Source organism: Serratia symbiotica (assembly GCF_000821185.2).
Classification (GTDB): Bacteria; Pseudomonadota; Gammaproteobacteria; order Enterobacterales; family Enterobacteriaceae; genus Serratia; species Serratia symbiotica.
Genome location: NZ_CP050855.1, coordinates 2,396,017 through 2,415,282 on the forward strand (window position 1 = coordinate 2,396,017; position 19,266 = coordinate 2,415,282).

Sequence of the window (19,266 nt, forward strand, 5' to 3'; positions counted from 1 at the left end):
GGGGCCTGTCCGGGTAACCGGCAGGTCTACTCAACTCAGACTCCTCCGTTAGGAGGGCGAGCACTGCCCAGGGCCAAAATGGCAAATAAAATAGCCTAATGGGATAGGTTCTTAATGTAAACACGCCCATTAGTTAGCCTGTAGATATATTTTTCCCTTGATCCTACTGCCAAGGCGATGCATAATTATTGTTACATTATAACATATCAATGGAGTGCATCATGAAAGCAGGCATCCATCCTGACTACCATATCGTAGTGTTCCACGATCTCAGTGCCAATACCTATTTCAAAGTGGGATCTACCATCAAAACTGATCGTACCATTGAGCTGAATGGCGAAAACTGGCCGTATGTCACCATTGATGTCTCTTCCGCTTCGCCCCCCTATTATACTGGTAAGCAGAAAGCATTTTCCAAAGAAGGCAGTACGGCGCGCTTCCAGCAGCGTTTTGGCCGCTTTATCGGCAGCAATAAGTAACAAGGAATAACATGAAAGTTTTGAGTTCATTACGCTCAGCGAAGAATCGCCACCCAGATTGTAAAGTCGTGCGCCGTCATGGCCGTATCTATGTGATCTGTAAAAGCAACCCGCGTTTCAAAGCGGTACAAGGACGTAAGAAAAAACATTAATCCAAGATGTCATCTGTCGTAAAGCCCGGTAGCGGCTCAACGGGGCTAAAGATGGCCACCCCCACCCTGTGAGCGATACGCTGGCAGGGTGTTTTTCTTTCAGGAGAGGCCATCATAGAAAACGTTGCTCTTATTGGTATCGATCTCGGTAAACACTCTTTCCACATTCATTGCCAAGATAAGTCAGGTAAAGCGCTTCTGCGTAAGCAGTTTACGCGCACAAAGCTAATGCAGTTTTTGGCGACGTACCCGTCTTCGGTTATTGTTATGGAAGCTTGAGCTGGTGCACACTTTATGGCGCGGCGTATCAGTGATAGCAGCCATAAAGCAAAACTTATCTCTCCGCAATTTGTGCGCCCATTTGTTAAGAGCAATAAAAAAGATTTTGTTGATGCAGAGGCGATATGTGAAGCCGCACCCCGGCCGTCAATGCATTTTGTCCAGCCGAGAACTGAGGTTCAGCAGGCGATGCGAGCACTGCATCGGGTCAGAGGATCTCTTATCAGAGACAAAGTAAAAACTACTAACCCGATCCACGGTTTTCTGCTGGAGTTTGCACTGATTTTTGACTAATGGAAAAATCAGTGTTGCAAAAATGGCGGTGACCATAGATTTTTATGTACACCGTGCATGGCACGTTGCACATGAGCGCAACCAGTCTGACTGTGGTGATCAAGTGGGTGACTTGGAGATGACAGTCCTCTACACACCCGGCAAAAGGAAGTGTCAGCCGAACAACAAGGGTGCTCTGTGTGAGAGGAGACCTGAAGGAAACTGAAGATCTCATACAATAGTGTCTTGTGGTTGAAGACCTAACGGCGCAAGGTTCGCTGCCTATTATGAAGGAACAAGAAAAGGCCGTATGCCTGAGCAAAAATGCTAATAAGAAACAGACTCACAAAGGAAAGAGTGTGGATATCAGCGGTAAACCAACGAGGTCTGTGGTGGAACTTAGGGGCAAGCCACATGAACCCTGAGTTCCCGAAGAAAGGGGTCTCAAAAGCGGGGAGGGGGGTATCACTACGGGAACTCCAGCGTTAACAATGAACCGCCGTATACGGAACCGCACCTACAGTAGTGTGAGAGGACGGCGGGAATAATCCCGCCTCCTACTCTATGGAGAAGCTGAACACTAAAAAGCGCCCGGCCATATTAACAAGACTGATCATCATTACTTCATGCTAGCGAGCAACACATCGACATTATGTTTGAATGCCTGCACATAGGTCGCTGCTGGGCCATGTGCGCTAGACAATGCCTCTGGATATAACTCCCCACCCGCCTTGGCCCCAGTGGCAACCGCAATTTGCTTTACCAGGCGCGAGTCAGTTTGGTTCTCAATAAAATAGGCGCTAACCTTTTCCTGCTTGATCTGCTTAATCAAGCTGGCTACGTCGCTGGCACTGGCTTCAGCTTCGGTAGAAAAACCAACCGGGGCAAGGAAGGTGACACCATACTCATGCCCAAAGTAACCAAAAGCATCGTGGCTGGTTAGCACCTTACGTTTCTCTGGCGGCACCGCAGCAAACTGCGTTTTAGCCCACAGATCCAGCTTTTGCAACTGCTGAATATACTCCGTTCCTCGCTGGCGGAAATAGTTGGCGTCTTGCGGATCGGCAGCAATCAGCGCATTCATCACATTAGTGGCGTACTGAACGCCATTTTTCATACTATTCCAGGCGTGAGGATCGGTCATTTTCTTACCGTTTTCTTCCATCTGCCGCGTGTCAGTCCCCTGTGAAGCGATGATTACCCGTCCTTGATAACCCGAAGCGCTAACCAAACGATCGAGCCACCCTTCCAACCCCAGGCCGCTGACGAACACCACGTCAGCCTGTGACAACAACTTGCTGTCCTGCGGTGAAGGTTCAAAGCTGTGCGGATCGCCGCCTGGCCTTACCAGCGTGCTAACTTTGACGTGCTCTCCCCCCACTTGCTTGACGATATCACTGAGGATAGAAAAGCTGGCAACGGCATTGACAGTCTTCGCCATTGCCAATGGGCTGGACAGCAGAACAGCGACTGCCAGCAATATAGGTAAACGTTTCATACTTTTTCCTCCTGCAAATAGCACTTCTCAACGGCGCGCGCAAGAGTAGATCCCGCCGCACGTCCCAAATAGAATCGAAACAAAAAAGATCATGCTGGCGCTCAGCACAATCGCCGGGCCAGCAGGCAGCGAGGCGTAATACGACCATTCCAGACCAATCAGGCTGGAAAGCATACCGATCCCCATCGCCACCGCCAGCATATATGGTAAATTACGCGCCCAGAAACGCGCACTGGCAGCGGGCAGCATCATCAGCCCCACCGACATCAAAGTGCCGAGGATTTGAAAACCCGCCACCAGATTGATCACCACCAGCGCCAGAAACAGCCCATGTATCAGCGCTAGCCAGCGCGGTGCACTGACCCGCAGAAAAGTAACATCAAAAGACTCAATCACTAACGCACGATACAGCACCGCTAACGCCAATAATGAAAAGCTGGCTATCGCACCAACCATCAGAATGGCATGAGTTCCCACCGCCAAAATCGAGCCAAACAGCACATGCAGCAGATCAACGCTGGAACCACGCAACGATACCAGCGTCACTCCCAATGCCAGAGAGCCAAGGTAAAAACCGGCGAAGCTGGCATCTTCCTTTAACGGCGTGCGGCGGCTGACCAAACCGGACAACATCGCCACGGCCAATCCAGCAATAAACCCACCCACCCCCATCGCCACCAGCGACATGCCGGAAATCAGATAGCCTATCGCCGCACCAGGCAATACCGCATGAGAGAGCGCATCACCAACCAGACTCATACGCCGCAGCAATAGAAAAATCCCCAACGGTGCCGCACTGAACGACAGCGCCAAACAGGCCACCAACGCACGACGCATAAAACCAAAGGACACGAAGGGATCAAGCAACAGGTGCAGCAGCGTCATGACACCACCGCCATCTGGCACTGAGGTTGGCTGGCAACATTCAACGCTGGAATATGTTCCAAAACCCGATCAGCATCCCCCCAATGACAACACTGCGGCGTCAACAGCAGTACCTGAGGGAAATGATTGGTCACCAGCGACATATCGTGCAGCACGGCGATAAGCGTCCTCCCCTGCCGGTGCAGTTGCTCAATAACCTGTACCAACAATTGGGTGGTAGCGCTGTCGATACCGGTGAAAGGTTCGTCCAGTAAAATCAGCGGTGCCTGCTGTACCAACAGGCGCGCAAACAATACCCGTTGCAACTGACCACCGGATAGTTCCCCCACCGGTCTGCTCGCCATCGCGGTCATACCCACGCACTCTAGTGCCTCGGCAATATGCCGCGACGCACACTTGCTCAACCCACCGAACATGCCACTTTTCGCCCAGTTTCCCATCGCGACCAAATCGCTGACCCGTATCGGGAACTGGCGATCCAGCTCCGTCTGCTGCGGCAAGTAGGCCATTCGTGGCGGTTGATTGCCACTGAAATGCAGGCTACCGCCTTGCAGGGGCTGTAGCCCAGCCAGCGTTTTTAGCAATGTGGATTTGCCCGCGCCATTAACCCCGACGACCGCCGTCAGAGAGCCAGTGGCAAAATGGCCACTAAGCGGTGAGAATAGCGGTACACTGCCATAACCGATCTCGGCCTGTTGCAACGTGATCATGGCAACGCCACCGCCCAACAAATGCCCAGCCACAGCAAAGCCAACAGCACAACGGCAATTCCGCAGCGCAGTACTGCTGAGGCGGTGAACAAGGTATTTAATGATGTTTCGGTGTCATATCGAGATGTCGATGTCAATTTCATGGCCAACAAGAATTAAAGAGAAAATATGTGATGTAATAATATTACATCACAAACCCCGTATCAGCTCAAGCCTTCTCCCATCAATAATACAACGAAGCGCGACCACTGCCCATTAGGTCAATACCGGCTAGTATAGAAATTTACCAATGAGCAACATGCATGTACAATAACGGCAGGGTGAAATCTTAACCGCCTTTTGAGCAAAATCGATCGATTTGACGGCCTGTTCCCGTTGTGACCTTATGCTCCCTTGTGGGAACCATACCTGATAATATCTGATGCTTGTTTGCTGTACTTCGGTTGCTTAGAAGACCCTCGCCAGACAGCAAAAATCAATTATCCCTTGTTTGACTACGCTGTTATTGCCAGTGCTTAAGGATGGGAAGACATTGAGGACTTTGGCGAAGTCCATATTGAGTGGCTTCAGAAATAAAGTATTTTCGCCAATGGGTTACCTGTTCACGACACCATTATTGCACGCATTGTTTCCCGCCTCAACCCGACTCAGTTTCAGCAGTGCTTTGTCCGCTGGGTGCAATCGGTGAATAAGCTCACCAGAGGCGAGCTTATGGCAAGGTGTTACGGGGTGTCTGCGACAAAAGGAATCGCTACTCTGTCATTCATAGGGTCAGTGCTTTTGCCACCCGCAATGATGGGGTAATGGGCCAGTTAAAAGCAGATCACAGCCCTCCCAGCGCTGATGAAACTACTGGAACTTAAGGGATGCCTGATATCCATTGACGCAATTAGGGTGCCAGACCAATATCGCTGACACGATTTCAGGCAGGGAGGCGATTATCTTCTGGCACCAGAAGCAGCGCTATAGCGCGGTAAAAAAGGCACTGTAGCCGCCCTGCACAGTTGAAAAAATCGGCAATGTGATTGTGGAAAAATGGCTCGGGCATATTGAGGTCAGGGAATACCAGGTACTTCCAGCGGGTAACCTGGCTGCTCAATTTGCTGAGTGGAAGAACATGAAACGCTAGGGGCGGCTGTCAGTTACCGATTGGATAAATGGGGAAAAGAGTCCCTCGAATACCGCTACTACATCAGTTTGGCAGAGCTAAATGAGAACCGCTTTGCCAGAGCAGTCAGAGGCCACTGGCGTATTGGGAACAGTCTGCACTGGGTACTGGATGTATTGATAAACGAGGATGCCAGTCTCATCTGCCGTGGAGAGGCAGCGGAAATTCTGTGCTGCATGCGCCACATTGCACTGAATATACTGCATACGGAAAAAACGAGAAAAGCCAGTATCTGGAGGAGACGTAAATTATCGAGTATGAATAGCACTTACCTGGAACAGATCCTTGCCGTCGGCTTTAGCTCGCTGGTTGAAAAGTGGGTATGTGTGTTCTCACCCTGATAATAATGGCCGCAGATTTTCTCCTGACTCAACATTGATGCATATGAAAATCAAAGTATTTTTTGTTAAATATTAAAGAAAGTGATTAATGATAGAATATCTGGGTAAGTTGTCAGCGTTGACCAGCAGACTGAATTTTTATTTAGCGCACGTTCATCATGGAAAAAACTCATTAGGAATATTTGATATAGTTATGAAGGCATTTACTTAATGAATTATCGTTATAAGCAAGCTAATTTTCACTGTCAGTCGGTATATAAACGCCAATGAATGCATCAGAAATAGGGTTATGTAGCGGGGACTTACCTATGAAATCATTGATAACACCCTTTAAATCAACTGTTGATGAATTGTAAGTTTACGTAATCACAACAGGTCAAACGCGAAAAAATGATTTATATTCATCCTATAAGAAACTTATAAAGTTAGCGTTAAGCTGCCTCCGTCGATGATGTAAATCAGCTTACTCACAGAGTGTTATCAACACCGAAATTATAACTTACGGAGGGGATGATATGGATGAGTATTCGTCTAAGCGACATGATATTGCTCAACTCAAATTCTTGTGCGAAAATCTGTACGACGAAGGCATCGCCACCCTGGATGACAGCTACCATGGGTGGGTAAACGATCCAACGTCTTTTGTCAACCTCCAGCTCAATGAGTTGATTGAACATATTGCTTCGTTTGTGATGAGTTATAAAATTAAATACATGGATGAAAGTGATCTGTCGGAGTTAGTCGAAGAATATCTCGATGATGCCTATATGCTGTTCAGTAGCTACGGTATCAATGATTCCGATCTTCGCCGCTGGCAAAAAACCAAAGCGAAATTATTCAGAATGTTCTCAGGAGAGGGCATCTGTACTACAATGAAAACTTAGGGATTTATTATTCCTCAACCTATTTTACGGTTTAAAAAATTAAAGGCCATCATGACTAAAACTGACTATCTGATGCGTTTACGTAAATGCACCACGATTGATACGCTAGAGCGTGTTATTGAAAAAAATAAGTATGAACTTTCCAACGATGAACTGGAGCTATTTTACTCCGCAGCCGACCACCGCCTTGCTGAACTCACCATGAACAAACTGTATGATAAAATCCCTACCGCCGTTTGGAAATATGTAAGATAATCCAGGCTACGATGCATTGGGCCGATACACTTATCGGCTTCAATGCCTGCCCTGATTTATTTTTTATATTATTGAATTACTGTGATTTCGTTCTATATGAGAACTCAAAAATATCTGCCCTCATTAATGGCGATAGGCTTTACGCATTAAATATAGCCTTAGCTAAATGATTATCGCTACGATTAAGCAATGGTTAATTCGTTATCCTTCAACTGGTAGGGTATAAAGCCATGGTAAAATAACCCTGGTCAAATTTGAACGCCATATAACGCGTCGAAAAATCCATCGGATAGGGGACGGTTGAATTCAGGCGGTGGCTTTCCACCAACACCAAACGGCTGATATCCCCCTCGGAAAATCGCACTATTACGCTGGGAAACACAGCAAATGGCATGAATCCGCCTAAGAATCGTCGTGCTGCATAAACACTGTTAATCTCGCTGCGACAGCAGTGAAACCTTTGCCCAGTGCTAAAATTTAATATAGCCGAAGGAAGTCTTCGGCCAGAGGTTGTCGCACCGTCGGAAACCGCTGGCTGACGACCAATGGCACCAGCGCACTATGCTTGTCAGACGGTAGAACTGCATGCCTTGGTGGGAGAGAAAGCGCTGAGGATAGTTAACATCCCAAGTGAGAATAAAAGTGTAATATCTAGAAATATAATGCACTGAATCTTGATTAATCACTGAATTTGGTGGAGGCCCTACCAGCTACATCCCGGCACACACGTTACCTGCTGCGGCTGCTTCCTTCCGGATCTGACCGAGTCCACAAGTTAGTGTTGCGGGAGAACCAACAAGGCCCCCATTGACGGCTTCTGTACTTTAAAGCGTTGGCATTATCAGTGATGGTTCGTCAAATAGCAAGCCAAGCAAAACCAACTGCTGTTTTCTTACTCGTTTCACCTATGGCATACTCTCTACCTGATATTTTACTCGCGCAGGAAAACAAAATGCACCCCGTAGCCCCCTCCTTTAGCCAACGCGTGTTCCATGTGGTGGCCGCCATTCCCTATGGCAAGATCACCACCTACGGTGAAGTGGCACGGCTGGCGGGATCACCGCGCGCAGCGCGTCAGGTCGGCGGTGTATTGCGACGTTTGCCGGAAGGCAGCACCCTACCCTGGCATCGGGTGATGAATCGCCATGGACAAATTTCGCAGCAGGGCGAAGACTTTCAGCGGCAGAGGCAGGCATTGCTCGAAGAAGGGATTATTTTCAGCACGCACAGTACTGTGGACTTTCAGCTATACGGCTGGTACCAATAAAATAGCCTTTGGGCGAAATGCAGAGGCTATTAATAGCAGGCTTTATCAGCAAAGCTGACGAGACGATTAAAGAGGCAATAATTTTATGGGGAAAGAATTGCATCGTCTCCTTGATCTATTGGATTTGGAGAAAATCGAAGAAGGGGTGTTTCGAGGACAGAGCGAAGATTTGGGATTACGCCAGCTATTCGGGGGTCAATTGATCGGCCAAGCGCTGTACGCCGCTAAGCAAACGGTGTTGGACGAGCGCAGCGTACACTCGTTCCACAGCTATTTTCTGCGCCCAGGCAACAGCAGCAAACCCATCCTGTATGAAGTGGAAAATTTGCGCGATGGCCACAGCTTTAGTACCCGCCGCATCACCGCCATCCAGCATGATAAACCGATCTTCTATATGACCGCCTCCTTCCAAAGCCGGGAGGTTGGCTTTGAACATCAGAACACCATGCCGAAGGTGTCGCTACCAGAAGGTCTGATGTCCGAGTCCGAAATCGCCCAGGAGCTGGCGCACAGGCTGCCGGAAAAGTTGCGTGAGAAGTTTATCGGCCAGAAGCCGTTGGAGATGCGGCCAGTGAAGTTCCACAACCCGCTGAAAGGCAGCGTGCAAGAACCGCACCGTTACGTGTGGTTGCGCGCCAATGGCAGCATGCCGGACGACCCGCATATTCATCAGCACCTGCTAAGTTATGCCTCCGATTTCCATTTGCTGCCGACGGCGCTGCAACCGCATGGCGTCGGCTTCCTAGAACCAGACATGCAGGTGGCCACCATCGACCACTCGATGTGGTTCCATCGTCCCTTCCGCATGGATGACTGGTTGCTGTACGCGGTAGAAAGCACTTCTGCCTCAGGTGCACGTGGTTTCGTGCGTGGTCAGATCTATACCCGCGAGGGGGTTCTGGTGGCCAGCACGGTGCAAGAAGGGGTAATTCGCCAGCACCGAACATAAGAAGCCACTGCCCATTTTGCATCGTTATTATTTTATATTATTGACCATGGCGGCGTCGCAGCCCCAAGACACGTAATCAAGGCAAAAGGTACAGGGCATAGAAGCCTATATTCAAGCCCGACATCGCGGATTACGGGCTTTTGTGGCGCGACCCGAAGGGCTGGAACCATTTTAACACGCCCCTAGGTTACCAGCCGCTTATTTGGGCTACCAAACCTCACGGGCCATTGCAAAACTCACGACCTGCCCTTCTACAAACGTTATGAGTTGTAAGCGCGCTCGCCGTGACTATTGACATCCAAACCTTCGTGCTCTTGTTCTTCCGCTACACGCAAGCCTACGATAACATCGGCCACTTTGAAAGCGATAAAGGCGGCAATGCCAGACCACACCAGGGTGATCACTACGCTTATTAGCTGGCTCCACACCTGGTGTCCCATGGTTACACCTTCTGCATAACCGATGCCGCCTAGTGAAGATGCGGTGAACACCCCCGTTAGCAGACAACCAACAATACCGCAAACGCCGTGCACGCCGAACACATCACAAGTATCATCCACATTCAGCCATTTCTTCAGCATGACCACGCCCCATAGGCCAGCAATGCCTCCCGCCAAGCCGATGAGCAGCGCTCCACCAACGCCGACGCTACCCGCAGCCGGGGTCACCGCAACCAAGCCAGCGATGCAGCCAGAACAGGCACCCAATAGCGAAGGCTTACCGCGCGCCATCCACTCAGCGAATATCCAAGAGAGAATGGCACCGGCGGTTGCAATTACGGTGTTCAAGAATGCCAATGCCGCAATGCCGTTGGCCGCGCTGGCAGAGCCAGCATTGAAGCCGAACCAGCCGATATACAGGATAGAGGCACCGGTAAATACCATCGGTAGGTTGTGCGGTTTGAACGCTTCCCTACCAAATCCGACGCGCTTGCCCAGCAGGTAAGCACCGATCAAACTTGCGCTGGCGGCGTTGATGTGCACCACAGTACCGCCAGCAAAGTCCAGCGTGCCATCAGCCGCCAAGAAACCGCCGCCCCATACCATGTGCGCAATCGGCAGGTAGGAGAGGGTGAACCAAATGGCGGCGAAAATCACTACCGCAGAGAACCGGATGCGCTCGGCAATCCCCCCCACTACCAGCGCCACGGTAATACAGGCGAAGGAACATTGGAAAGCAACATGGATCATCTGATGGAAAGTGCCGATAACGCTGTCTATGCCGATCCCTTTCAGCATCGCCATCTGGAAACTACCCAAAAACGCATTGCCCTCGCTGAAGACTAGGCTGTAACCGTATAGCACCCATAGCACGCACACTAGAGCAAAAGTGATAGAAACCTGAGTCAGCATGGAAAGCACGTTCTTGGAACGCAGCAAACCGCCATAAAACAGCGCAATGCCCGGCAACGTCATGAACAGCACCAAAGTGGTGCAAATCATCATGAATGCGTTGTCAGCCTTGTCTGCGACCACCGGAGTGGCCAGAGCAAAAGAAGGTACCAATGCTACCGTGCTCAAGCTCAATATGGATAAAAATTTTTTCATTATCAATCCATTCCCATTGCTTAAGAGCCTGTAATTACAGTGCTGCTTCGTCTGTTTCGCCGGTGCGAATGCGAATGACATGCTGCAATTCGGCAACGAAAATTTTGCCGTCGCCGATTTTTCCGGTATAGGCAGCTTTGCTAATGACATCAATCACGTCATCCAATTGGTCGTCGGCAATGGCGATGTCAATCTTTACTTTAGGTAGGAAGTTGACGCTGTATTCTGCGCCACGATAAAGCTCAGCATGTCCTTTCTGGCGGCCAAAGCCTTTCACTTCAGTGACAGTCAGCCCCTGAATACCTACAGCGGATAAGGCTTCACGCACATCCTCCAGCTTGAATGGTTTGATCACTACGCTCACCAGCTTCATAATTGTTCCTCTACTAAAAAGCTCAAACTCACCCTGATACAGTACTTATCAAGCAAAAACTATGCCATAAATGGTTTAGTACGTGAATTCAGCAAATGACTCGGTGAACCGACAACCTTGAGTCATGTAGCGCCTTACCGCCAGTCATCACTCAAATATTGCACACCATTTTGGTGCGTAATGCTTCGGAAAAAGGCGCAGAAGGGACTTGAGGAACCGCGCCCCACTCCCCTGGGGATCAAGCGGATTGGCTTTCCTCGCGAACCGCCAGCGCCTCACCCACCTGTTGCAATTGATACATCTGGTAGTAGCGCCCCTGCTGCCCCAGCAGTTGCAGATGATTGCCCTGCTCCACCACGTGGCCACGGTGGAGCACCAGAATTGAGTCAGCATCGACGATAGTCGATAAACGGTGAGCGATCACTATCAGCGTGGTGCGCTCACGGATCAGACGCAGCGCATGCTGGATGGCCTGCTCGGTTCCCGAATCAATGTTGGCCGTCGCCTCGTCGAGGATCAGGATCTGCGGTGCCTGCACCAGTACCCGTGCCATCGCCAGCAGTTGTTTTTGGCCGACCGACAAGTTATTACCTTGCTCGCCCAGCCTGGTGTGAATGCCCTGTGGGAAGCTGCGGACCAGATCGGCCAACTGCACCGTCTCCAGCGCCTGCCAAACCGTTTTTTCGTCGATATTACGCCCTAACGTGATATTGGCCAGCACCGATTCGGCGATCACCGCTGGCTCCTGCTGCACCATTGCCATACCCTGACGCAGCGTGCGATGCGATAGACTGGACAGCAGACGGCCGCCAAGGCGCACCTCGCCTTCATTGACTGGGTAGTAGCCCATTAGCAGGTTGGCCAATGTGCTCTTGCCGCTGCCGGTGTGGCCGACTAGCGCCGTGAAACCGCACGAAGGCACCGACAATGAAATATGCTGCAACACCTTTTTATCCGCGCGATAGGCGAAACTCAGGTCTTTAACATCAATGCTGCCGCTGGTCAGCGGATGAGTTTCCGTACCATAACGCTGTTGGCAGCGATCCATCAGTTCAAAGACGCGTTCACCAGCCACCAGCGCCTGCTGCAAAATAGACTGCTGCGAGGTCAGCTCGATCAGCGGTTCATTCAAGCGCCCCAAATAATTGATAAAGGCATACAATACGCCGGCGCTTATCACACCTTCACCGCTCAAGCCGAACAGCATCAGCAGGCCGCACAGCACCAGCATCGAAAACAAGCTAAGTAGTGGCCGCAGTAGAAAACCGTCCAGCCGCAGAGTTTGCATGCGCGCGGTGTAATGCCTTTTACTGGCTGCGCGCAGGCGCTCACCAAAGCGGATCTGCTGACGGAATTGCTGAATGACACTCATGCCGTTAATCACTTCATTAAAACCGTCGTTGATATCCGCCAGATAGCTGCGCACCCGCCGCACGATCGGCGCACTGTAGTACTGATAGATGCCCATCACCACAAGTACTGCCGGGAAGATGCAGATCGCCACCAGTGCCATGCGCCAGTCGAGGAGGAACATTGCCACCAGCATGGTACCGATCAACGCGGCGCTTTTCAGCACCGTGGAGACCACCATCACGTAAAGATCCTTGATAACCTCGGTATCGTTGGTAACGCGCGAGATCAACTGCCCGACCGGCTGGGTGTCGAAGGCACTGAGCGGCTGGCGCAGCGCGGCGTCCATCACATCGGTGCGCAAACGCTGCACCACCCCCACCGCCGCCTGATTGAACAACAGCGCCTGGAAATAATGCAACGCCGCCGCCAGCAGTTCTAGCAGTACGTAGGTCGTCGCCAGCCCGCCGACGATTGCCAGCGGCAGTTGCCCTTTGGCAACGTAGTGATCGATAAAATAGCTGATCAAGATTGGCCCAGCGACTTCCGCCGCTGCCGCCACCCACAGCATCAACACCGCAATCCCCAGCGGTTTGCGGTATGGCGAACCGTAAGCCAGCAGCCGTTTTAGCGTCGGCCACAGCTTTTGCACTTTATTCATTGGCTAACGCTTCCTCACCGCAGTCCGGCACTTCATCCAGCGCCGCCTCCAACTGCTGGTAGCGGTACATATCGCGATACCAACCTGGCTGAGTCGCCAGCGCTGGGTGTTCACCGCGCTGCACCACGCTACCATGCTGCATCACCAGGATCTCGCTAGCTCCGGTCAATGCCGACAGCCGGTGCGCACTGATAATCACCGTGCGATCCTGCCCCCAACGGCGCAAGTTATGCAGAATTTGGTGCTCAGTACGACCATCTACCGCTGAAAGTGCATCGTCGAGGATCAGGATCTCTGTGTCCAGTAACAGCGCACGGGCGATGGAAATACGCTGCTTCTGACCACCAGAGAGCATCACACCGCGTTCGCCCACTTCAGTTTCATAGCCCTGTGGCAGACGCAGGATATCCTCGTGCACGCTGGCCAGCCGCGCCGCCTGTTCAATTTGCTCTTGCGTCGCTCCCGGATTGCCTAGCGCAATATTGTTCGCCACGCTGTCGGAGAATAAGAATGGCGTCTGACTGACCACCGACAACCGCAAACGCCAATCATCAAGCTTGACCTGGCTCAGCGGCAAGCCGTGGTAGCTTATCTGACCAGCGTCAACGTCGAACTGGCGCTGGATCAGCGATAACAGCGTCGATTTACCGGCCCCCGTTGGCCCGCACAACCCCAGCATCTGCCCAGGCTCTAGCCTCAACATGACCTTGTACAACACAGACAGCTTACTCTCTGGGTAATGGAATGCTCGGATATCCGCCACCAATACGCCACGGCCAGCAGGCAGCGGCAGTTGACCATCTTGTACCGTCGGTGCCTCTGCAAGCAGGCTACGGATGCGGCTGTATGCGGCACTGCCGCGTTCAACGATATTGAACATCCAAGCCAGCGCTAACATCGGCCAAATCATCAGGCCGAGATACATCACAAAGCTGGTCAACTGCCCCAGCGTTAGAGAACCGTTCACTACCATCCAACTGCCGCCGCCAATAGCCAACAGATTGGAGGTGCCGATGGCGATATAGATCGTCGGGTCAAAGCACGCGTCAACCCGCGCCACATGCATGTTCTTCGCACCTGTCTGCACCGCCACTTCGGCGAACCGCTTGGACTGGTGATCCTCCAGACCAAAGGCTTTGATCATGCGGATGCTGGTCATACTTTCCTGCGCCTGATCGTTCAGGCGGGAAAACGCCGCCTGTGCTGATTTAAAGCGCTGATGCAGTTGGTCGCCGTAATATTTGATGACGATCGCCATCAGCGGCATTGGGATCAAAGACAGGAGCGTCAGTTGCCAACTGATTTGGGTGCTCATCACCACCAGCACTATCACCCCCATCACTAGTGAGTCCACCAGTGTCAACACACCTTCACCAGCAGCAAACACCACCCGATCCACGTCGTTGGTGGCACGCGCCATCAGATCGCCAGTGCGGTGACGCAGGTAGAAAGCCGGGTTCTGGTGACTAAGCTGGCGGTAGAAATTCTCGCGTAGCTCGACGGCCAACTGGTAAGACGCGCCAAACAGCAATACCCGCCACAGGTAGCGCAGCAGGTAAACAATAATCGCGGAACCAAACATCAGCCCCAGCCATGCCATCAGCACGTCGGTCGACATCTGTTTTTCGGTGACACCATCCACGATAATGCCTACCAGCTTGGGCGGTAACAGTTGCAGAATAGCGATAACGATCAGCAACACCACTGCCCCCAGGTAGCGGTGCCATTCTCGGCGGAAATACCAACCGATTTGAGCAAATAATCTCACGCAGTTTGATTCCAGGATTGAATAGGTTTTATCTTTTGCTCTGCTCCAGCACAGCAGGATACCACCGATTCAGCGTCAGTTTGGTGAACTTTTCACTCTGGCACTGGCAGCGCGGTGGTATATTTGATTTTCTCCATGGCGAAGCTGGAAGTGACATCGACCAGGCCTGGCACGCCGTTGACTAGCCGCTTGTAAAAGATGTCGTAGCTCTTCATATCCGCCACTTCCACTTGCATCAGGTAGTCGTATTCACCCGCCATGCGGTAGAACGCTAACACCTCGGGAATTTGGGCAGTCAGTTGAACAAACGTCCGATACCACTCGCTGCTGTGCTGCTGGGTTTTAATCAGCACAAAGGCCGTCAGCCCTAGACCCAACTTTTCGTTGTCCAGCAGCGCCACTCGGCCACGGATATAGCCTTCATCCTCCAGCCGCTTCAGCCGTTTCCAGCATGGAGTGGAGGTTAAATTGACCGCTTCGGCCAGCGCCTGTAGCGATTGGGTGCAGTCCTGCTGCAACATACATAGCAGCTTACGGTCTGTTTTATCTAGCATATCGCCAATCCAGAGAAAATTTTTCTCCATTTAAACAAAAAAGAAGGTTGAAAAGCAACATTCTTTCCTAATTATTGCCGTACTCTATGGGTACTGTCCTTCATAATAGGTAGCCAATCGCTGAGATGACGAGTAAAATTAAGAATACGGGAATAATTATCATCTTATTCACGCTGGTTGCCCTCACATGGGGTACCACATGGATGGCAATGAAAATTGCCGTCTCCACTGTCCCCCCCATTTATGCCACTGGATTACGTTTTCTGGCGGCTTCACCGCTCTTAATACTATTGAGCTATTTCACCCGGACACCGCTGTTATTTCCCAAAGGCAACCGAGTATTTCAACTTTGGGTGTGCATCGCCTATTTTGCTATCCCTTTTACGTTGATGATTTATGGTGAGCGCTATGTTAACTCAGCATTGGCTTCAATTATTTTTGCCAATATGCCTGTCGCTGTATTGATGACCTCCGTTTTATTATTAGGGGAACGCGTGAGTATGACGCAATTGGCGGGACTGATTCTTGGCGTCGGCAGCCTGGCTGGCATTCTGTGGCTAGAGTCAGCCAATAGCGGAGAAACACGGTGGCCCGGCGTGCTAGCGCTGTTAGCAGCGGTGCTAATTCATGCCGTTATGTATGTATTATGTAAAAAGCGTGGGCAAAAAGTCTCCGTACTGACCTACAATACCTTACCTTGTCTCGGCGCTGGTTTTTTACTGCTCTTTTTTGGACATTTTGTTGAAATGCCCGATACCCGTCTATTTTCAGTAAGTTCACTGTCAGCGGTTGCCTATTTGGGTGTGATCGCTGGCGTCTGCGGTATTATGGCCTATTTCGCCCTACAGCAATATGCCAGTGCATTTCAGGCATCTCTGGTATTTCTGGTCTTTCCACTTATCGCTATTGGCATTGAAAAAATGGTTGAAAATACCACTATCAGCAACGCCTCGCTGTGGCTTATTCTGCCATTATTAATCGGAATTTTACTGACGCTCTATAGCAACAAAGCTGCGAGCTTAAAAAGTCAGCTCATTAAGCCAAGGCTGTAAGTATAAAAAACCGAGTAGCGATACCTGACCAACTGTAATAAACCACATCATTCAGCAGTAACTGGCGCAGCACGGCTACATACTGGAAGTACGCTATTACCCCGGCAAGCACTGGCAAAACCTGGCACAAATCGCCCAGGCCGACCTGCGGCAGGTGGATAACCTGCTCGGCGAGGTGCCTGAAGTGACGCTGGAGAGTCGCTTGCGGTAAAATACCCAGTAGTGCGGCGTCCTGACCACAGAACGAGGACAGCGGCAACGGGAGATGGCTGCGGCAAATTCAGCCACTGCTGGCACCGCGCTTCGAGCAGTTGAAAAGTTACTATTAGCAGTTGATGCGCGCTGTCATTATCCCCCCCTAGCTCCACTATCAACACTAAATCAGCGCGCAGCCGCGCATTCATGGCATCACGCTGACCGCCCATGGCTGGTTTCGATTTCTGTAGGGGCCGTCGCCAGTAGATAACCCAGAGCAGCCCTCCGCAGGCTGAACATAGGCTTTTCCCCTGTGCCATCCCATTATTTCTGCTACCATCGCCGCTGCAACGCATTTTTATCCCACTGCCCGATGGTATATACCCTAAATAATTCGAGTTACAGGAAGGCGGCAAGCGCTTACATCGTTAAGTGACTGGGGTGAGCCAGGAAAGCTAACGCACCGACAACTTGAAATATGGCGGGTATATCGGAAAAGGCCAAATCCAATAATAAGGTGATCATATGAAGCGTGCAGTTGTCATTTTCAGCGGTGGACAAGATTCCACGACCTGCTTGATCCAGGCATTACAACAATATGACGAGGTTCACTGCGTCACATTCGATTACGGTCAGCGCCATCATGCCGAGATCGCGGTAGCACAGGAGCTGTCGTTAACCCTTGGTGCCAAAGCGCATAAGGTGCTGGATGTAGGTTTGCTGAACGAACTGGCGATCAGCAGCCTGACCCGTGACAACATTCCGGTTCCCGCCTATGTGTGCCACGAATGTACCCTATGGCAAATAAGGGTGCAATGCTGTGCGAGAGATGAGGGGCGGCCCCTCGGAGGCGGTGTCCAGATGCAGCCTTCAAACTACCCTGAGCTGCTGCCGTTAAGAGCGGTGGTGGTGAGCGTCAGGGAAAAGGCGCAGTCAGATGCGTCATGTATGTGTTGTGAAGATGAACGAGAGTGAACTGTAGATGCAGTGTCGAAAGGAACAAGATGATGTCAAAAACGCGCTTTCTAAGCGGTGCGTGATAAGTCCAGCGGTTATCTGGTTACTGGCTGGTCGGCATCCGGCATATAGACAGCATGAGCACAACACAGGCTCTGGCATGGAACGTGGGAACCTGTCGTCCCGATGCGAAGGGAGCGGCGTCGAGCAGAAACCCTGCGAGCGCCAGAGTACCAATGCGGGGCACAGGGGCAGATGGTTCCGTAGTAGTGATGAAGCGTCTGTAATGGACGTGGAGCGAAGGGGGCCAGTCGTTGGGGCTGTACTGCAGGCCAACCGCATAAGCGGGAGGAGCCTGTGAACCAGTCCAAACCGTTTGCGTTATCCAGACATGCCGTCTGGAGCGCGTACAAGAAAGTAAAAGCCAACAAAGGCAGTGCTGGGATCGATGGTCAGTCGATTGAGGAATTTGATAGGAACCTCGTGGGGAACTTGTACAAAATCTGGAACCGAATGGCCTCGGGCAGCTATATGCCGCCAGCGGTTCGGCGTGTTGATATACCCAAGGCGACGGGTGGAACGAGACCCCTGGGGATCCCCACAGTCTCGGATCGCATTGCGCAGATGGTTGTCAAAGACATGCTGGAGCCGATTCTGGAGGCACTGTTCCACAATGACTCTTATGGCTATCGCCCGCACAAATCTGCGCACGATGCCCTGAGGATGGCCCGGCATCGATGCTGGCGTACTGACTGGGTGCTGGACGTGGACATCAAGGGGTTCTTCGACAATATCGATCACGAACTCCTGATGAGAGCGGTGTGCAGGCATACGGACTGCAGATGGGTGAAACTCTACATTGAGCGATGGCTGACCGCATCGGTGTGTATGCCGGACGGAACGGTGCAGATGAGGGACAAGGGAACGCCTCAGGGCGGAGTCATTAGTCCATTACTTGCCAATCTGTTTCTGCATTATGCATTCGATATGTGGATGACGCGGGAATTCCCCGTCGTCCGGTTCGAGCGATACGCTGATGATGTAGTCATTCACTGCAAGAGTCATGCTCAGGCAATGATGCTGCGTGGCAGGCTCAGAAAACGGCTGGCTGAGTGTAAGCTGGAGATGAGTCCGGGCAAGACTAAAGTCGTTTACTGCAAGGACAGGGAAAGAACGGAAGCATATCCTGAAATCAGCTTCGACTTTGTGGGCTATACGTTCAGGCCAAGAAAGTCCTTCTCGAAAGAGGGAGAGCTGTCGGTGAATTTCCTGCCAGCAATGAGCGGCAGAGCTGCGAAGGCAATCCGGCAGACGGTACGGGGCTGGGATCTGAGCCACAAAACGCCGTTATCGCTGGAAGTCATGGCCCGTTGGCTCAACCCCATGTTACGGGGCTGGGTTAAGTACTATGGTCACTTTTATCGTTCAGCAATGAACTGTATAGCCACTCATGTAGATCTGCACCTTGCGAAATGGGTCGCCCGCAAATATAAGCGGGTCCACGGTAGTCTGGCTCAGGCATATGAATGGTTAAGACGGATACAGCGCGCCAGGCCCGGTCTGTTTGCACACTGGGAAATTTGTACGCGGCGTGAGTGGTCAACGACAAGAGCCGGATGACGGGAGACTGTCACGTCCGGTTCCGTGGGAGCGCAGGGGGGAAGTTCCC

17 protein-coding genes, 1 other RNA gene and 3 pseudogenes are annotated in these 19,266 nt (G+C 51.5%); 11 read left to right on the plus strand and 10 right to left on the minus strand.

Features of this window, described 5'->3' with window-relative positions:
* Window positions 1-221: 221 nt before the first annotated feature.
* From SYMBAF_RS12010 to SYMBAF_RS12020, 3 genes and pseudogenes are all read left to right on the plus strand, one after another.
* Window positions 222-479, plus strand: coding sequence for a type B 50S ribosomal protein L31 (locus SYMBAF_RS12010; protein ID WP_040266820.1), 258 nt, complete (start codon window positions 222-224; stop codon window positions 477-479).
* Window positions 480-490: 11 nt separating this feature from the next.
* Window positions 491-631 (plus strand): type B 50S ribosomal protein L36, encoded by a 141-nt coding sequence (gene ykgO / locus SYMBAF_RS12015; RefSeq protein WP_040266822.1) that lies wholly within the window; start codon window positions 491-493, stop codon window positions 629-631.
* 114 nt (window positions 632-745) lie between these two features.
* Window positions 746-1,192 (plus strand): annotated as a pseudogene (locus SYMBAF_RS12020) (IS110 family RNA-guided transposase); the annotation flags it as partial.
* A 610-nt stretch (window positions 1,193-1,802) separates the two neighbouring features.
* Here SYMBAF_RS12020 and SYMBAF_RS12025 read toward each other — a convergent pair.
* The 3 genes from SYMBAF_RS12025 to SYMBAF_RS12035 are packed head-to-tail and all read right to left on the minus strand — an operon-like array spanning window position 1,803 to window position 4,276.
* The gene (locus SYMBAF_RS12025; RefSeq protein WP_040266823.1) at window positions 1,803-2,681 is read right to left on the minus strand and encodes a metal ABC transporter substrate-binding protein; all 879 of its coding nucleotides are present in this window, start codon (window positions 2,679-2,681) and stop codon (window positions 1,803-1,805) included.
* Window positions 2,682-2,708: 27 nt separating this feature from the next.
* Window positions 2,709-3,566, minus strand: a complete 858-nt coding sequence (locus SYMBAF_RS12030) for a metal ABC transporter permease (protein ID WP_040266824.1) — start codon at window positions 3,564-3,566, stop codon at window positions 2,709-2,711.
* Entirely contained in the window at window positions 3,563-4,276 is a 714-nt protein-coding gene (locus tag SYMBAF_RS12035; RefSeq protein ID WP_040267096.1) for a metal ABC transporter ATP-binding protein, read from the minus strand. Before SYMBAF_RS12035 ends, SYMBAF_RS12030 begins: the two co-directional genes overlap by 4 nt.
* A 411-nt stretch (window positions 4,277-4,687) precedes the next feature.
* Here SYMBAF_RS12035 and SYMBAF_RS12040 point away from each other — a divergent pair.
* The 3 genes and pseudogenes from SYMBAF_RS12040 (at window position 4,688) to SYMBAF_RS12050 (ending at window position 6,924) form a co-directional block, all read left to right on the plus strand.
* Window positions 4,688-5,785, plus strand: a pseudogene (locus SYMBAF_RS12040) (ISAs1 family transposase).
* A gap of 515 nt (window positions 5,786-6,300) precedes the next feature.
* Window positions 6,301-6,669 (plus strand): Hha toxicity modulator TomB, encoded by a 369-nt coding sequence (tomB, locus tag SYMBAF_RS12045; protein WP_040266826.1) that lies wholly within the window; start codon window positions 6,301-6,303, stop codon window positions 6,667-6,669.
* A gap of 51 nt (window positions 6,670-6,720) precedes the next feature.
* Window positions 6,721-6,924 (plus strand): HHA domain-containing protein, encoded by a 204-nt coding sequence (locus tag SYMBAF_RS12050; RefSeq protein WP_006709525.1) that lies wholly within the window; start codon window positions 6,721-6,723, stop codon window positions 6,922-6,924.
* A gap of 701 nt (window positions 6,925-7,625) precedes the next feature.
* Here the strand turns inward: SYMBAF_RS12050 and ffs are convergent.
* Window positions 7,626-7,722, minus strand: an RNA gene (gene ffs / locus SYMBAF_RS12055) — signal recognition particle sRNA small type.
* A 154-nt stretch (window positions 7,723-7,876) separates the two neighbouring features.
* Here ffs and SYMBAF_RS12060 point away from each other — a divergent pair.
* Both SYMBAF_RS12060 and tesB read left to right on the plus strand, forming a co-directional pair.
* On the plus strand, window positions 7,877-8,191 hold the full coding sequence (locus SYMBAF_RS12060; RefSeq protein ID WP_040266830.1) for an MGMT family protein: 315 nt from the start codon (window positions 7,877-7,879) through the stop codon (window positions 8,189-8,191).
* Window positions 8,192-8,276: 85 nt separating this feature from the next.
* Window positions 8,277-9,140: an acyl-CoA thioesterase II gene (gene tesB / locus SYMBAF_RS12065; RefSeq protein ID WP_040266834.1), complete on the plus strand. Its 864-nt coding sequence runs from the start codon at window positions 8,277-8,279 to the stop codon at window positions 9,138-9,140.
* Window positions 9,141-9,400: 260 nt separating this feature from the next.
* Here the strand turns inward: tesB and amtB are convergent, their stop codons facing one another.
* From amtB to SYMBAF_RS12090, 5 genes are all read right to left on the minus strand, one after another.
* Complete coding sequence (gene amtB / locus SYMBAF_RS12070) at window positions 9,401-10,687, minus strand: ammonium transporter AmtB (protein ID WP_040266836.1); 1,287 nt, start codon at window positions 10,685-10,687, stop codon at window positions 9,401-9,403.
* Window positions 10,688-10,721: 34 nt separating this feature from the next.
* Window positions 10,722-11,060 (minus strand): P-II family nitrogen regulator, encoded by a 339-nt coding sequence (glnK, locus tag SYMBAF_RS12075; RefSeq protein WP_040266837.1) that lies wholly within the window; start codon window positions 11,058-11,060, stop codon window positions 10,722-10,724.
* A gap of 238 nt (window positions 11,061-11,298) precedes the next feature.
* A complete protein-coding gene (locus tag SYMBAF_RS12080) occupies window positions 11,299-13,071 on the minus strand; it encodes a SmdB family multidrug efflux ABC transporter permease/ATP-binding protein (protein WP_040266838.1) in 1,773 nt (590 codons plus the stop codon).
* Complete coding sequence (locus SYMBAF_RS12085) at window positions 13,064-14,839, minus strand: SmdA family multidrug ABC transporter permease/ATP-binding protein (RefSeq protein WP_040266840.1); 1,776 nt, start codon at window positions 14,837-14,839, stop codon at window positions 13,064-13,066. The genes SYMBAF_RS12080 and SYMBAF_RS12085 overlap by 8 nt, the downstream gene beginning before the upstream one ends.
* A 92-nt stretch (window positions 14,840-14,931) precedes the next feature.
* Window positions 14,932-15,393: an Lrp/AsnC family transcriptional regulator gene (locus tag SYMBAF_RS12090; protein ID WP_040267098.1), complete on the minus strand. Its 462-nt coding sequence runs from the start codon at window positions 15,391-15,393 to the stop codon at window positions 14,932-14,934.
* A gap of 125 nt (window positions 15,394-15,518) precedes the next feature.
* Here SYMBAF_RS12090 and SYMBAF_RS12095 point away from each other — a divergent pair, with 125 nt between their 5' ends.
* The gene (locus SYMBAF_RS12095; protein ID WP_040266842.1) at window positions 15,519-16,445 is read left to right on the plus strand and encodes a DMT family transporter; all 927 of its coding nucleotides are present in this window, start codon (window positions 15,519-15,521) and stop codon (window positions 16,443-16,445) included.
* Here the strand turns inward: SYMBAF_RS12095 and SYMBAF_RS18180 are convergent.
* Window positions 16,429-16,704 carry a hypothetical protein gene (locus SYMBAF_RS18180; protein WP_040266844.1) on the minus strand — a complete coding sequence of 92 codons (276 nt, stop codon included), beginning with the start codon at window positions 16,702-16,704 and terminating at the stop codon, window positions 16,429-16,431. The two genes, SYMBAF_RS12095 and SYMBAF_RS18180, sit on opposite strands and share 17 nt — an antisense overlap.
* 461 nt (window positions 16,705-17,165) lie before the next feature.
* On the opposite strand from SYMBAF_RS18180, the pseudogene SYMBAF_RS12105 reads away from it, so the two are divergent.
* Together SYMBAF_RS12105 and ltrA are read left to right on the plus strand one after the other, a co-directional pair.
* Window positions 17,166-17,417: pseudogene (locus SYMBAF_RS12105) on the plus strand (7-cyano-7-deazaguanine synthase); the annotation flags it as partial.
* A 537-nt stretch (window positions 17,418-17,954) separates the two neighbouring features.
* Window positions 17,955-19,217, plus strand: a complete 1,263-nt coding sequence (gene ltrA / locus SYMBAF_RS12110; RefSeq protein ID WP_052447675.1) for a group II intron reverse transcriptase/maturase — start codon at window positions 17,955-17,957, stop codon at window positions 19,215-19,217.
* Window positions 19,218-19,266: the final 49 nt, after the last annotated feature.

What these genes read in the sequence shown, in the direction of transcription:
- SYMBAF_RS12080 (WP_040266838.1), bottom strand. Translation starts at nt 13,071, where the DNA reads ATGAATAAAGTGCAAAAGCTGTGGCCGACGCTAAAACGGCTGCTGGCT.
- amtB (WP_040266836.1), bottom strand. Translation starts at nt 10,687, where the DNA reads ATGAAAAAATTTTTATCCATATTGAGCTTGAGCACGGTAGCATTGGTA.
- SYMBAF_RS12035 (WP_040267096.1), bottom strand. Translation starts at nt 4,276, where the DNA reads ATGATCACGTTGCAACAGGCCGAGATCGGTTATGGCAGTGTACCGCTA.
- SYMBAF_RS12090 (WP_040267098.1), bottom strand. Translation starts at nt 15,393, where the DNA reads ATGCTAGATAAAACAGACCGTAAGCTGCTATGTATGTTGCAGCAGGAC.
- glnK (WP_040266837.1), bottom strand. Translation starts at nt 11,060, where the DNA reads ATGAAGCTGGTGAGCGTAGTGATCAAACCATTCAAGCTGGAGGATGTG.
- SYMBAF_RS12010 (WP_040266820.1), top strand. Translation starts at nt 222, where the DNA reads ATGAAAGCAGGCATCCATCCTGACTACCATATCGTAGTGTTCCACGAT.
- SYMBAF_RS12095 (WP_040266842.1), top strand. Translation starts at nt 15,519, where the DNA reads ATGACGAGTAAAATTAAGAATACGGGAATAATTATCATCTTATTCACG.
- SYMBAF_RS12025 (WP_040266823.1), bottom strand. Translation starts at nt 2,681, where the DNA reads ATGAAACGTTTACCTATATTGCTGGCAGTCGCTGTTCTGCTGTCCAGC.
- ykgO (WP_040266822.1), top strand. Translation starts at nt 491, where the DNA reads ATGAAAGTTTTGAGTTCATTACGCTCAGCGAAGAATCGCCACCCAGAT.
- SYMBAF_RS12060 (WP_040266830.1), top strand. Translation starts at nt 7,877, where the DNA reads ATGCACCCCGTAGCCCCCTCCTTTAGCCAACGCGTGTTCCATGTGGTG.
- tomB (WP_040266826.1), top strand. Translation starts at nt 6,301, where the DNA reads ATGGATGAGTATTCGTCTAAGCGACATGATATTGCTCAACTCAAATTC.
- SYMBAF_RS12050 (WP_006709525.1), top strand. Translation starts at nt 6,721, where the DNA reads ATGACTAAAACTGACTATCTGATGCGTTTACGTAAATGCACCACGATT.
- SYMBAF_RS12030 (WP_040266824.1), bottom strand. Translation starts at nt 3,566, where the DNA reads ATGACGCTGCTGCACCTGTTGCTTGATCCCTTCGTGTCCTTTGGTTTT.
- tesB (WP_040266834.1), top strand. Translation starts at nt 8,277, where the DNA reads ATGGGGAAAGAATTGCATCGTCTCCTTGATCTATTGGATTTGGAGAAA.